12 protein-coding genes, 2 pseudogenes and 1 riboswitch are annotated in these 13,666 nt (G+C 65.1%); of the genes and pseudogenes, 11 read left to right on the top strand and 3 right to left on the bottom strand.

Translation table 11 applies throughout. The features are described 5' to 3' along the window. A complete protein-coding gene (locus tag NIBR502771_RS21205; RefSeq protein WP_371706622.1) occupies window positions 1–888 on the bottom strand; it encodes a cytochrome c oxidase assembly protein in 888 nt (295 codons plus the stop codon). 77 nt (window positions 889–965) lie between these two features. After that, entirely contained in the window at window positions 966–2,087 is a 1,122-nt protein-coding gene (locus tag NIBR502771_RS21200; protein WP_371706621.1) for a copper resistance D family protein, read from the bottom strand. A 217-nt stretch (window positions 2,088–2,304) separates the two neighbouring features. Here NIBR502771_RS21200 and NIBR502771_RS04735 point away from each other — a divergent pair. The 7 genes and pseudogenes from NIBR502771_RS04735 (at window position 2,305) to NIBR502771_RS04705 (ending at window position 8,031) form a co-directional block, all read left to right on the top strand. Next, window positions 2,305–2,725: pseudogene (locus NIBR502771_RS04735) on the top strand (ArsR/SmtB family transcription factor). Window positions 2,726–2,767: 42 nt separating this feature from the next. After that, a complete protein-coding gene (locus NIBR502771_RS04730; protein WP_141158713.1) occupies window positions 2,768–3,736 on the top strand; it encodes a cytochrome c oxidase assembly protein in 969 nt (322 codons plus the stop codon). 181 nt (window positions 3,737–3,917) lie between these two features. Continuing rightward, window positions 3,918–4,090: riboswitch (cyclic di-AMP (ydaO/yuaA leader) on the top strand. Window positions 4,091–4,094: 4 nt separating this feature from the next. After that, window positions 4,095–4,919 carry a peptidoglycan DD-metalloendopeptidase family protein gene (locus NIBR502771_RS04725; protein ID WP_246839813.1) on the top strand — a complete coding sequence of 275 codons (825 nt, stop codon included), beginning with the start codon at window positions 4,095–4,097 and terminating at the stop codon, window positions 4,917–4,919. A gap of 5 nt (window positions 4,920–4,924) precedes the next feature. Then, window positions 4,925–5,596 carry a DUF305 domain-containing protein gene (locus NIBR502771_RS04720; RefSeq protein ID WP_141161412.1) on the top strand — a complete coding sequence of 224 codons (672 nt, stop codon included), beginning with the start codon at window positions 4,925–4,927 and terminating at the stop codon, window positions 5,594–5,596. A gap of 26 nt (window positions 5,597–5,622) precedes the next feature. Continuing rightward, window positions 5,623–6,258, top strand: coding sequence for a DUF3105 domain-containing protein (locus tag NIBR502771_RS04715; RefSeq protein ID WP_141158712.1), 636 nt, complete (start codon window positions 5,623–5,625; stop codon window positions 6,256–6,258). Between the two features lie 28 nt (window positions 6,259–6,286). Then, the gene (locus NIBR502771_RS04710; RefSeq protein WP_141158711.1) at window positions 6,287–7,135 is read left to right on the top strand and encodes an SURF1 family protein; all 849 of its coding nucleotides are present in this window, start codon (window positions 6,287–6,289) and stop codon (window positions 7,133–7,135) included. 209 nt (window positions 7,136–7,344) lie between these two features. Continuing rightward, window positions 7,345–8,031 (top strand): metal-dependent transcriptional regulator, encoded by a 687-nt coding sequence (locus NIBR502771_RS04705; RefSeq protein ID WP_141158710.1) that lies wholly within the window; start codon window positions 7,345–7,347, stop codon window positions 8,029–8,031. Between the two features lie 31 nt (window positions 8,032–8,062). Here the strand turns inward: NIBR502771_RS04705 and NIBR502771_RS04700 are convergent. Further along, a pseudogene (locus NIBR502771_RS04700) lies at window positions 8,063–8,311 on the bottom strand (divalent metal cation transporter); the annotation flags it as partial. A 192-nt stretch (window positions 8,312–8,503) separates the two neighbouring features. Here NIBR502771_RS04700 and istA (NIBR502771_RS04695) point away from each other — a divergent pair. The 4 genes from istA (NIBR502771_RS04695) (at window position 8,504) to istB (NIBR502771_RS04680) (ending at window position 13,614) form a co-directional block, all read left to right on the top strand. Further along, window positions 8,504–10,036, top strand: coding sequence for an IS21 family transposase (istA, locus tag NIBR502771_RS04695; RefSeq protein WP_246839715.1), 1,533 nt, complete (start codon window positions 8,504–8,506; stop codon window positions 10,034–10,036). Next, window positions 10,033–10,821 carry an IS21-like element helper ATPase IstB gene (istB, locus tag NIBR502771_RS04690; RefSeq protein WP_141157922.1) on the top strand — a complete coding sequence of 263 codons (789 nt, stop codon included), beginning with the start codon at window positions 10,033–10,035 and terminating at the stop codon, window positions 10,819–10,821. The genes istA (NIBR502771_RS04695) and istB (NIBR502771_RS04690) overlap by 4 nt, the downstream gene beginning before the upstream one ends. A gap of 292 nt (window positions 10,822–11,113) precedes the next feature. Beyond that, complete coding sequence (gene istA / locus NIBR502771_RS04685) at window positions 11,114–12,799, top strand: IS21 family transposase (protein WP_141161411.1); 1,686 nt, start codon at window positions 11,114–11,116, stop codon at window positions 12,797–12,799. After that, complete coding sequence (gene istB, locus NIBR502771_RS04680; protein ID WP_141158709.1) at window positions 12,796–13,614, top strand: IS21-like element helper ATPase IstB; 819 nt, start codon at window positions 12,796–12,798, stop codon at window positions 13,612–13,614. The genes istA (NIBR502771_RS04685) and istB (NIBR502771_RS04680) overlap by 4 nt, the downstream gene beginning before the upstream one ends. Window positions 13,615–13,666: the final 52 nt, after the last annotated feature.

Here is a 13,666-nt window from a genome sequence, read left to right as displayed (position 1 = left end):
TCAGCGGTGGTCCCGCTGCGGGTCGATTCGTTGGTCCCGCTCCCGCATCCGGGCGAGCATGTCGTTGTAGGCGTCCAGGTCCGCGTCGTTGTTCCGGTCTGCCGCGCGGTCGGTGCGCCGCATTTCCCTGGTGTCGGAGCGGGACCACATGATGGCGACGCCGATGGCGATGAGCAGGGTGGGGACTTCGCCGATGCCCCAGGTGATCGCTCCGCCCATCTGTTGATCGGCAAGGGGTGACAGTCCCCAGTCCCGGCCCAGGCCGGTGAACCAGTCCGGTTGCAGAAGGGTGGGCGAGCCCATCAGCGTCACGCCGAAGAAGGCATGGAAGGCCATGGTTGCCAGCAGCAGCAGGAGCCGCAGCGGGTAGGGGGCGCGGCGTGGCAGCGGGTCGGTGCCGATCATCGAGAGGATGAACAGGTAGCCGGTCATCAGGAAGTGGGCGGTCATGAGCTCGTGGCCGGCGTGTTCACGCAGTGCGAACCCGAAGGCGTCCGAGTAGTAGAACAGGACGATGGAGCCGGCGAAATTGGCCGCGACGAACAAGGGGTGGGTCAGGATGGCTGCAAGCCGGGAATGGACCAGGGTCATGATCCATTCCCTGGGTCCGCGGGAGCCGTCCCGCCGGGGGGCCAGGGCGCGCAGGGCCAGGGTGACCGGGGCGCCGAGGACGAGGAAGACGGGGACGATCATGGTCAGGGCCATGTGGTCGACCATGTGGGCGCTGAAGAGGACCCTGCCGTAGACGGAAGGGCCGCCGGATGTGAAGAAGACCAGCGCCGCGAGCCCGGTGAGCCAGAGTGCTGTCCGGATCCACGGCCACTTGTCTCCGCGCTGCCGCAGTCGGTGTGCGCCCAGGAGGTACAGGGCGGCGGCGGTGGCGGCCACGGCAATCCACAGCCAGTCCGGCCGCCAGACGGTGAACCAGCGCGCCGGGGTCAGCTCAGGGGGCAGAAGGTAACCGGTCAGGACCTCCGCCGGGGTGAGAGCGGCGCGGATTTCTTCCCCACCGGGGGAGGGGTGCGGCTGAGTGCTGCGGCGAGGCCACTGACCGCGCCCATGATCAGCAGTTCGGCGAGAATGAAACGCCACAGCAGCCGGCCTGTTCCCGGCCCGTCATTCCGGTCCAGGGCGGGAATCAGACGCGTGCGGTGCAGATATCCGATGATTCCCAGGACGATGACCGCCGCGGTCTTGGCCAGGACCAGGACGCCGTACGCGGAGGCGAGCCCTTCGGGGAGGGGAATCCGGATCGAGGCGTTGATGACACCGGAGGCTGAGACCAGGATGAAGGCGAACAGGGCCAGGGACGAAAACCGGCGCAGGACAGCGGCGGTGTCCTTGCCCAGGGTTGTGCCTGCGGCGGTAAGGGCGATCAGTCCGCCGAACCAGAGGCACACCCCGACCAGGTGGAGTCCCAGGGAATTGGTGGCCTGTTCGTGGTCGGTGCCGCTGGAGGCGTGGCCGATGAGGATGACGGGCACCAGCCCTCCAATGGCCAGCAGTGCCGCGGCCGCCAAGGGACCGGGGGAGCGGGCGCCGAAGACCACGGTCGAGACCACCGCGGCGATGATCACGACCGACAGCCACGCGCTTCCGCTGGGCAGTTCGGTCATGTAGGCCACAAGGCCGGCGGAAAATTCTGGGCTGCCGGAAACCGGCACGCCCGCGATGTCGGCGAACCCCAGGACCAGGACTGCCAGGGCGGAAAAGGTCCAGGTGATACTGGCGGCCGAAACCAGGGTCATGATCCGGGTAAAGGCCGGGTGCTCATCGGCCGGGTCCTGCAGAGCATCGCGGGTTCGCGAAGCGCGTCCGCCACCTTTGAGGGTGGGCGGAATGATAAAAGCGGCAAAGACGAGTCCGCCAATCGTTGCCGCCGCCGCGACATTATGCACACTCTGCGCCACTCCGTATCCCCACTGAACCAGCGCTCCCGGGTCCCGGGTCTCGGCCGGAAGAGTTCCCCTGCCGTAAGCGGTCGCGGCGAGAACCACCGCCAGGGCGATTACGAGGGTGGCTGCCAGCCAGACCGGCCCGGGTGAGACAGCCGGCCTCTCCTGTGATGCGGAGGCTTTGAGCGCCACAATAATTCCTAACCTGGGGTCCTGGTCCCGGTCCGAACGGGCGGGGAGGGAGCGCGTAACGAAGCACAGCCGCGCGACACCAGATTATCTGTAGAGTCGTTCACACGTTAATCGCCGTGGCCGGGACGGGAACACACGCTCGGCCAGCCCCCTGGTCCACATGCCGCAAAACCATGACAACCGCCGGGCTTCAGCAACGCAAAGGTAGCCTAGATGGATGACGCAGATTCCACCCCGAGCCTCCTCCTCCGGCCCGGAGTGTTCCGTCCGGCTCGTCAACGCAGACAAAGTCGAAGCGGTCAGATCCCGGATGCCGGGGGATGCGGATGTGGCCGACCTGGCGGTGATCTTCGGACTGCTCTCGGACCCTGGACGGGTCCGGATCCTCATCGCCCTCCTCGAAGGGGAAATGTGCGTCTGCGACCTGGCAGCAACCACGGGGCTGCGAGTCCGGTGTCTCCCACGCCCTGCGCCTGCTGCGCGGCCCGCGGGTGGTGCAGGTGCGCCGTTCAGGCAGAATGGCCTACTACTCACTGGCCGATGCGCACGTTCGCATGCTCCTCGATCTCGGCCTGACGCACGTCGGGCATACAGGGCAGGACCGGTTGCGCGTGATCGAAGGCGGCCAGGAGCCCTGACCAGGACAGGCACAACCGAGCAGCGGGAGAGCCGGTGCTGCGATGTCTGAGCCTGAGATTACCGGTCCGGTCTGGCTTCCATCGCTGCCGCCGTCCCTTCCCGAATACCTGGCCCCCAACCTGCAGCCTGTCCCGCTGATCCCTGCCCTGACGCTTCTGGCCGCGGTGCTTTATCTGGCAGGGGCGATCCGGTTATGGCGGCAGGGCCGGCGCTGGTCCGTGGTGCGGACCTGTTCCTTCATGGCCGGCTGCCTGGCCGTCATCGTGGTCATGGGAGCCGGCATCGAAGGGTACGGGCTGCGGATGTTCTCCATCTTCATGTTCCAGCAACTGACACTGATGATGGCCGTTCCACCGCTGCTGGTGGTTGGCTCACCAGGAACACTGCTGCTGCGGGCGACACCGCACAGCAGGCTGGGCCGCCGCGTCCTCAGAACAGCGCTCTGGGGTTTGCGTTCCCGCTGGGGACGCGTGGCGATTCACCCGGGCTTTATGGTCCCGTTGTTCCTGCTCAGCTTTTACGGTGTGTACTTCTCCGGCCTGGCGGACCTGCTGCTGCCCAACTGGTACGGCCATATCGGCCTGGAACTGATGTTCCTGATCTCCGGGATCCTCTTCACCGTGCCGTTGATTTCCGCTGACCCGCTGCCGAGCCGCCAAACCCACTTCGGACGGATGATCGATATCTTCGCCGAAATGCCGCTCCATGCCTTCTTCGGGGTGGTCATCATGATGGCCACCGCACCCATGGTGAAATTCTTCGCCACCCCGCCGCCGGGCTGGAACGTCAACCCGATGACTGACCAAGGCATAGCAGGTGGGCTGGCCTGGTCCTACGGCGAGTTGCCCGGAGTGCTCCTGCTGATGTTCATTCTGGTCCGCTGGCAACGGGAAGAAACCAGGTCCAATGCCAGCATTGCGCGGGCAGAGCTGACAGAAGGAACCCCCGAGCTGGACGCCTACAACAGCTACCTGCAGCAGCTGGCGGGCAGGGAGGACCCCCGCCGCTGATCCGGGCTTGCCCCCGCCGGCCCGGACGGGTGGAGATACCAGTGGAAAAGTTTTACAAAGCGTAGAAGTCAACCAACCTTTTCGTTGTTATCGGTTTGTGATATCTGCGCCGGACCCCGTAACGTTGATTCAGGCTTTTCTGTAATAAGCCTTGGCTCCGCATGCTCAGCCCCGCCGGCGGTGCCAGACTACGAACCCACCCGGCGGGGGCGGAGGACCCACTAACGGCAGCGTGCTGCCTTGGGGTGAAGACGCAACAGCGGACAGCGGCCATGAGGGCCGGTGCCCCAACTGCGTCCGGGCTTTTCCTTGGCCCGAACCCGACAGCTAACTTCGCAGGCGCCGAAAGGACTCCGCTGTGCCCCGCTCCAGCCATGGCCGACGCCGTGCCCTGCCCCGTGACCACTCCCGACCCCGCACTGGCACAACCAGTTCTTCGCGCCGGGCCGCCCGGCCGGCAGCACCGTCCCCGCGCCCTGCCTGGCTGCCCGGGGCCTCGGCTTTTGCCGCTGTCGTGATGCTGGCGGCCGGCGTTCCCGCCGCCCATGCGGGACTTATCGCCGCCGGAGCCGTCACCGCCTCCGCCCAGCAGGGCGCCGTGGAGGCCGCTCCGGCGGTAGCGGCGCAGGCACAGGCAGTTATCACCTATCCCCGAAGTGATGTCGGCACCCGGCCGGCCGATCGACCGGCAGTGCCAGCACCCGCCGCGTCAGGATCCACTGCCGGAAGCCCCGCGGTGGTTCCGCCCGCTGGTGCGGCTTCACCTCCGCCGGCCGCATCTGCGGATCCAGCCCTGGGTGCGCCGCTGGCCGGCATGTCCATATCCTCCCCGTTCGGTTTCCGGACGAGCCCGATCACGGGCGGGTCCGGTGAATTGCACACGGGGTTGGATCTGGTGGCTTCCTGCCAGACCGCTGTGTTCAGCGCCGGCACGGGGACTGTCGTGGAATCCGGGTGGTCCCCGAACGGTGGCGGGAACCGTATCGTGGTGGATCATGGCAATGGAATGAAAACCACGTACAACCATCTGTCCTCGATAGATGTCCCGGCCGGATCCACGGTGGCCAAGGGCCAGCGGCTTGGCGGGGCCGGAACGACCGGAAACTCCACCGGCTGCCATCTGCACTTCGAAGTCGTCCGCAACGGCGCGACCGTGGATCCCCAGGGCTGGCTCCGGTCGTGACCCTGATGGAGCCTGGCGAACAGGGGAGAGAAGCGTTGCCACTGCACCGGCACCGGAAGCGGCTGTGGATTGTTTTCGTCACAGTCGTTGCCCTCACTGCCCTGGGGTTCTTCGCCCTCGGCCGGCTTTCCGCGGCCCCCGCCCTCGTCCCTGACACCGGCGCCGACGCCGGTTTTGCCCGGGACATGCAAACCCATCACACCCAGGCGGTGGAGATGGCCCTGCTGATCCGGGACAAGTCCGATAACCCGGAGCTCATGGCGGTCGCCTACGACATTGCCACCGCCCAGCAGCACCAGAACGGGCAGATGTTCGCCTGGCTCCAGGACTGGGGCCTGACCCAGGCCGGCTCGGCACCGCCCATGTCATGGATGACGGCCGGGGGTGCACATCCAGGAACCGGTGCCCCGCACGGCAGCCAAGGGCCGGTCACCGAAGGTGACATGGAAGGGATGGCCACCCCAGAACAGATGCAGGCGCTGCGCGAATCCTCAGGTGTTGATGCGGACCGGTTGTTTACGGACCTGATGATCCGCCATCATCAAGGAGGTGTGGCCATGGCCTCGGCTGCTGCCCGCTTGGCGGAAACGCCGAAGGTCCGTGACTTCGCTGCCCGAATCGTCGAGGCTCAGACAGCTGAAATCACGGCCCTCGAAGAGCTCCGTAGCCGACTTTGACCCCGCCACAGAAAGAGGGACCGCCGATGCCCGGAAAACCTAATGCCTACGAGGAGCGAAAAGCTCTCCTGGCCGCGGTACAGGCCAAGCAGCGGGCCGCCCGGAGACGTCGGGCTTGGCTGCTTTACGGCACCGGCACGGCCGTGGTGCTGGCGATCCTTGCGGCGGTGACCTTCGTCGTGGTCGGCGAGGTGCGGCAGCGCGACCAGCTCAACGCCGCGGCGTCCCGTCCCATCGACGGGGAGCAGGACTACCCCGGTGAGTCCAGGAACCACACCAGTGATCCTGTCAGTTATCCCCGGACTCCTGCCACCGGCGGAGACCATGCGCCGGTCTGGACGAACTGCGGGATCTACACCACGCCCGTTGAGCAGACCCGGGCAGTGCATTCCTTGGAACACGGGGCGGTCTGGCTTACCTACCGCCCGGATCTGGCCCCGGACCAGCTCGCGGCACTAACGGACCTGGCGGGTCAACAGGACTACCTCCTGCTCAGCCCGGTCGCCGGACAATCCTCCCCGGTGGTCGCCACAGCGTGGGGGAAACAGCTTGCCGTGGACAGCGGCAGCGATGAGCGCTTGGCACCGTTCATCAAGAAATACCGGCAAGGCCCGCAGACACCCGAACCGGGGGCCGTCTGTTCCGGCGGCATGCAGGGCTGAGATGCTGCGCGAGAAGGACCGGACCCCAATGGCCTACGGATTCCTGCTGTCCTGGCGGTGGCTGGGAATCCTGGGGATGGCCTTGCTGTTTGCCGCTGCCTGCGTAGGGCTTGGCAACTGGCAGATGGACCGGCGCAACCAGGCGGTCACAGAGATCCGCCGCGTCCAGCAGAACTATGACAAACCTCCCGTGCCGTACGAAGAAGCCAGCCGCTACTTCACCACCGCGGACCCGGACGCGAAATGGACGACCGTATCCATCAGGGGTCACTACATCCCCGAGGACCAGCGGATCGTGCGGAACCGGCCGAACTACTCGGCCGCCGGGTACGAGGTTCTCGTGCCGTTCCGCCTGGTCTCCGGTGAAACGATCATCATCAACCGCGGGTGGGTTCCGATCGGAAACAACAGGCCCGGCTACCCGGATACGGTTCCTGCACCGCCGACCGGAACTGTCGGCGCAGTGGTACGGATCAAACCCTCGGAGGCCGAACTCGACCGCGATGCTCCGGAGGGTCAACTCGCCAGCATCGACCTGACCACCTACGCGGCCCAGCTGGGATACCCCGTCAAGACCGGCAGCTATGGGCTCATGGCCACCGAAACCCCCCAGCCCCAAATCACTCCTCAGCAACTCGCTCCACCCAAGGTGCAGGAAGGATCAAACCTCTCCTATGCAATGCAGTGGATAACTTTCGGGGTGCTGGCCTTTGTCGCGTTCGGCTACATGGCCCGGCAACAGGCCCGCATCGGCAGGGAGGAACGTGACGATGCGGAACCGTCCGACACCGGAGCACACCGGATCCAACAAGGCAAACCACGCCGCCCCCGCTCCGATGACGAGGAAGATGCTCTTCTGGATGCCATGGGACTTTGACCGGCAAAGCCCGGCCGGCGTCCGCGGCACCAGCCTGAGGGAGGCTGCCCGGTTCGGGGCAGGGCTGGCTGCAGGGGCGGCGGCCGGCCCGCGAACTGTCACTTGCGGTGCACCGCGTGAAGCTGGGTCTACGCCCGTGGACCCGACCGTGATCACCATTCCTCCAATGTGGCGGCTCACTGGTTGCCGACACGATGGGCGGGGCGGCAATGGTTAAGGCCGCCGCCTCGGACCTGAGCGTTGCTGCCCAGGACTATTTGAAACTCGTCTACACCGCGGGTGAATGGTCCGATGCGCCGGTGACCATCGGGATGCTGGCGGATCGCCTGGGCCTGAGCATGTCCACGGTCTCAGAGGGCGTCGCAAAGCTCGTGCGGCAGGGCCTTCTCTCGCACGCCAAGTACAGTAACGTCAGCCTCACCCCGACCGGGCGGGCCTGCGCGCTGGTCATGGTGCGGCGGCACCGCATCTTGGAAACCTTCCTGGTCAAGACCCTGGGTTATGCCTGGGATGAGGTCCACGATGAAGCCGAGTCCCTGGAGCACGCCGTGTCCGATGAGCTGATCACCCGGATTGACCAGGTCCTGGGGCACCCCGCGGTGGACCCGCATGGTGATCCGATTCCCACCGCAGAAGGCCGCATCGACTACCCTGCTGCCGACCGGCTCACCGCGGCCGGCCCCGGTGAGCCGGTCATGATTCTCCGGGTCAGTGATGCCGACCCCGAGCTGCTGCGGTACTTCACCGGCCTGGGTTTGTTCCCTGGCACGATACTGACCGCGGATCAGCCCAAACCCTTCACCGCAGGGCTGACCTTTCATGTCACCGGCGGGAAGAACATCGTTCTCACGACCCAGGCCACGGACGCACTCTGGGTTTGCCCTGCCACAGCCTGACCGCCACCCTTCCAGTGCGGAAGGGAAAGGATTAGGCCTGGCCGGTGATGGTCAGAATGATCAGGACACAGTTCAGTCCCACAATCAGCGTCGCGCTGGTCCAGCCTGCGATTTTCAGCGGTGTCGAGTCGGTGTGGATACCCATCACCTCGCGTTTTCCGGTGAGCCGGATCAGCGGTATCAGGGCGAACGGGATGCCGAAGCTGAGCAGCACCTGGCTCAGGACCAGGGCCAGGGTCGGTTCGATCCCGGCGCCCAGGATCAGCAGGGCCGGGTGTAAGCGGCCATGAAAAACTGCCCATAGGCGGCCACGTAATTGCCCACTGACGGCCAGTAGAACTGCCCAGCGGTGGCCATGAGATCTGCCCACTTCCTTACTGAACCTGCCGCGTCTTAAGCGGCAGGGGCCTCTCCCCGGGATTTGATGACGGTGTCTAGTCGCACCAAATGTCGTCCCAGGAAGAGGCCCTGTATGAAGCATGACGGAGAAATCATGGAAATTCTTGCTGCCTACGATCTGACCGGATCGTTGCGCGCCACCGCGGAGCTCACAGGCTGCTCGCACCACACTGTTGCCAGACACGTCGCAGCCCGTGACGCCGGCCGGCCAATCGCAGAACCAGCGCCCCGGCCCAGGGTCACGGACGCCTACCTGCCCAAGATCGAGGAATGGATCGAGGCGTCCAAGGGCCGGATTCGCGCCGACAAGGCCCACGAGAAGCTCCTCGCCCTGGGCTATGAAGGGTCGGAGCGGTCCACCCGCCGCGCGATCGCTCAGGTCAAAGCCGCCTGGCGGCTCGGACACACCCGCGTCCACCGGCCGTGGATCACCGAGCCCGGGATGTGGCTGCAGTACGACTTCGGCGACGGGCCACGAATCGGCGGCGTGAACACCATCCTGTTCGTTGCGTGGCTGGCGTTCTCCCGCTTCCGGATCGTGATACCGCTCAGGGACCGCACCGCGCCGAGCGTGTTCGCAGCCCTCGACCGGTGCTTCCGGATCCTGGGCGGAGCACCGACGTATGTTCTGACCGATAACGAGAAGACCGTCACCACCGCCCACGTCGCAGGGGTCCCGGTGCGGAACCAGCAGACCCTGGACTTCGCCCGCCACTACGGGGTCACCGTGCTGACCTGCCAACCCGCAGACCCCGCCACCAAAGGCGGAGTCGAAGCGTCGGTGAAACTGGCCAAAGCCGACCTCGTGCCCACAGACACTAACCTGAGGCCCAGCTACGCCTCCTTCGCCGAGCTCGAGGCCGCCTGCCAGGTCTTCATGGACGAGGTCAACAACCGGGAACATCGGGCGACCCGCCGCAAACCCGCAGTAGTTTTGGCGGAGGAAGCGCCCCGGCTGCACCGGGTCCCGGAGACCGCGCATACGGTCGCGTTCGGGCTGGCCCGTATAGTCCCGGAGAACACCCCGATGGTCTCCTTCGAGAACGCCCAATACTCCGTGCCGTCTCATCTGCTCGGCGCGAGGGTGTTCGTCCGCTCCCACGGCACCGGGCCTGATGAACAGGTCATCATCGTCCACCACGGCCCGACCGGCCCGGTCGAAGTCGCCCGCCATGGCCGGGCAAGGCCCGGCAGCCCCGCGATCATCGATGAGCACTTCCCCGAAACCAGGACCAGGATCCCGGGCGACTACGCCGTGAAAGCACGCACCGCCGGAGAAGCCGAGTTCCTTGCCATCGGCGCAGGCGCCAAGACCTGGCTCGTGGAAGCCGCCGCGGCAGGAACAGGCCGGATCAACGTGAAAATGGCCGAGGCCGTGACCCTGGCCAAAATCGCCGGGACCGAGTCCGTGGACCGTGCCCTGGGTGATGCTGCGCTCCATGGCCGCTTCGCCCACGGCGACCTGCCGTCCATCCTGAACGCGAACATCCGCCGCACCACCACCCACATTGCGGACGAAACCAGGTCCCTCACCCAAGGCACCAGCGCCTGGGCAGGCCTCGGCGCCGGTCCGTCCAGCACCCCAGCGAAGGAGCAGAGCCGATGACCCCAGTCACAACCACGAACACCACCGCCCCGGCCCTGCCAGCCGAGCTGGAAGCGCTAATGCGGCAACTGAAGATGCCCCACGCCCGGGCACTGGCCCCGGAGCTGATCGCTACCGCACGAGCCCAGCGCTGGGAACCGACCGAGATCATCAAGGCCCTGTTCACCGAGGAAGCCGCAGGACGGGCGCGGTCGATGCTCGCCACCCGGCGCAAAGCGGCCGGCTTCCCGACCGGAAAGACCTTCGACGTCTGGGACCCGGCCGTCTCCTCGATTCCGGCGCCGACCCAGCAGGCCCTGCGCACCCTGGAATGGATCACCCGCAGGGAGAACCTGGTCGTCTGTGGGCCCTCCGGCACCGGGAAAACGTTCTTCCTCGAAGCCCTCGGCCAGCAAGCCGTCGAAGCCGGGATGCGCGTTGCCTGGTTCAGACTCGAGGACCTCGGCGCGCTCATCCGCGCGCATCGCACCGACGACAGCGTCACCAAGGCCGTCGCCAGAATCCTCCGCGCCGAACTCGTCGTGATCGATGACATCGGCCTGCTGCCCGTGGCGACCGACGCCGCCGAAGGACTCTACAGAGTCGTGGACGCCGCCTACGAAAAACGCTCCGTCGCGATCTCCTCGAACCTGCACCCAGCCGGCTTCGACGAACTCATGCCCAAAACCCTGGCCACAGCCACAGTTGATCGGCTCCTACATCACGCCCACGTCTGCCAAACCAGCGGCGATTCCATCCGACTCACCCAAGCCCTCGCGGGAAAAGGAGTCACCCAACTGAAATAACAGACCCACGATGGCCAACCCCACCGACAACCCTCAGTGGGCAGATCTGTTGGCCATCACCGGGCAGTTTTACTGGCCACCAGCGGGCCGATTAACTGGCCGCCCGTGGGCAGAAACAAATGGCCATTGACAGCCGGGATCAGGGTTGACTGTGACAGGTTTGGATGGCCCCGGTAGGACGGTTATTTCTGGCCCCATTTTGTGACTCACCGGGCACGTGTGACGGGTATATATGGCCCCACCCTCATCGTTGGATTCGTCAGTGGATGGACGCGGCGGAGGGTTGGTCCGGATGGAGTCAAGGGTGGAGTTGTTCGCGCGGATTCGACGGGATGCTCGGGTGGAGGGGTTGTCGGTCCGCGCCTTGGCGGTCCGCCACCGGGTGCACCGAAGAACGGTTCGTCAGGCCCTGGAGGCGGCTATTCCCCCGGAACGCAAACCCAGACGGGGTGTTGCGTGGCGGCTAGAGCCGTTTAAGACAGCGATCGACGAAATGCTTATCAGTGACACGACTGCCCCGCGGAAGCAGCGCCACACTGCGCGGCGGATTCTTGCGCGGTTGGTCGAAGAGCACGACGCGCAGGAGTTGTCGTACTCAACGGTGCGGGATTACGTGCGTGTCCGGCGGGCACAGATCGATCTCGAAGCCGGCCGGAGGGTTGAGGTGTTTGTGCCCCAGGAGCACGCTCCGGGTGCTGAGGCCGAGGTCGATTTCGGCGAAGTGTGGGTCGTTCTGAATGGCGCCAAGATCAAGTGCCACATGTTTGTTTTCCGGTTGTCCCATTCTGGTAAATCCATTCACCGCGTGTATCCGACGCAGGCCCAGGAGGCTTTTCTCGAGGGCCACATCGAGGCATTCAATGAGGTCGGCGGGGTGCCCGTGAAGCACATCCGCTATGACAACCTCACCAGCGCCGTGACGTCGGTGGTGTTTGGCAAGGGCAGGCGCCGGCAGGAGAACGACCGTTGGGTGCTGTTCCGTTCGCATTATGGTTTTGATGCCTTTTACTGCCAGCCAGGTATTGCCGGCGCACATGAAAAGGGTGGGGTTGAGGGTGAAGTTGGGTGGTTCCGCCGGAACCGACTCACTCCTATGCCGGTGGTCTCCTCGTTGGATGAGCTCAACGACAGGATCAAGGGATGGGAGTCGCAAGACGAGGGCCGCCGGATCAACGACAGGATCCGGACCATCGGACAGGACTTCGCTGCCGAGCGGTCCTGTTTGTCCGCCTTGCCGGTTGAGGTGTTTGATCCTGGTTTGGTGTTGAGTCCGAGGGTTGACCGGTCATCGATGGTGACCGTTCGGATGGTGAAGTATTCGGTTCCGGCGCGGTTCATTGGGCGCCGCGTCAGGGTGTCTTTGCGTGCCTCCGAGGTCGTGGTTTTCGACGGTCGTGTGGTGGTGGCCAGGCATCAGAGGATCGCTGCAAGGTCCGGGTGTTCTGTCCAGTTGGATCACTATCTGGAGGTTTTGAAGACCAAGCCCGGTGCTTTCCCGGGTTCCACGGCTCTGGCCCGTGCCCGTGAGTCCGGTGCGTTCACCAGCGCACACGAGGCGTTTTGGGCTGCCTCCCGGAGAGTCAATGGCGATGCCGACGGGACCCGTGAACTGATTGATGTTCTGTTGCTGCATCGCTGCATGGACGCCGGGGACGTCGAAGCGGGCATTATCGCGGCTCTTGGCGTGGGAGCGGTCAGTGCCGATGTCGTCGCGGTCGAAGCCCGCCGACATGCCGCCACGGCTGCTTTGGCCGGTGGGGCCACCGCGGTTCGTCACCCTGGTGCACGTGCGGGCGGGAAAGTTCAACGGGTTGTCAGTTTGACCCAACGCCGTCTGATGGATCCCGCCGCCGTCATCGCGGGGCTGCCGCGGGATACTCGGCCGCTGCCGACATTGAACGCTTATGACGAGTTGCTTGCAAAGCGCAGCTCGCACGCCACTGGACAGGAAACAGCGTCGAAGGAGAACATCTCATGAGCCCTACAGCCCCCGCCGTTTCCGTCACCCCGACGTTGCGACGAAGGCGCGGTATGACAGAACAGGCAGCCATCGCGGCCGTGGATCTGGCCTGTCGGCGTCTCCGCCTGCCCACCGTCCGTGCGGTGTTGAATGAAGCACTTACCGTTGCCGGAAAGGAACAGCTCACGTATCAGGGGTTTCTGGCGGAACTGTTGCTGGCAGAATGCGATGACCGGGACAGGCGTTCCTCGATCCGCCGTGTCAAGGCTGCGAACTTTCCACGGAACAAATGGTTGGGCGACTTCGACTTTGACGCGAACCCGAACATCAATCCGGCAACCATCCATACGCTGGCAACCGGGGACTGGATCCGCAAGGGCTCCCCACTTTGCCTGATCGGAGATTCGGGGACCGGTAAGTCCCATTTGCTGATCGGTTTGGGAACGGCGGCAGCTGAACAGGGATACCGGGTCAAGTACACCCTTGCCACGAGGCTCGTGAACGAACTCGTGGAAGCCGCCGATGAGAAGATCCTGGCCAAGACCATCGCCCGTTACGGCAGGGTCGATCTGCTCTGCATCGATGAGCTTGGCTACATGGAACTGGATCGCCGCGGGGCCGAACTGTTGTTCCAGGTCCTGACCGAACGGGAAGAGAAGAATTCGATTGCTATTGCTTCGAATGAGTCGTTTTCAGGCTGGACGAAGACGTTCACGGACCCGAGGCTCTGCGCGGCGATCGTGGACCGGCTGACGTTCAACGGCACGATCATCGAAACCGGAAGCGATTCTTACCGGCTTGCCCAGACGATTGCCCAGCAGTCCGCCGGCTGAGGGCGGCTGGAACTACCCGTGGCGACCGCTTGACTGCGGTGGCGAGGCGTTG

The sequence above is a fragment of the Pseudarthrobacter sp. NIBRBAC000502771 genome (assembly GCF_006517215.1).
Taxonomy (GTDB): domain Bacteria; phylum Actinomycetota; class Actinomycetes; order Actinomycetales; family Micrococcaceae; genus Arthrobacter; species Arthrobacter niigatensis.
The sequence above is the reverse complement of the archived record's forward strand: the minus strand, read 5'-3'. Positions and strand labels throughout refer to the sequence as shown.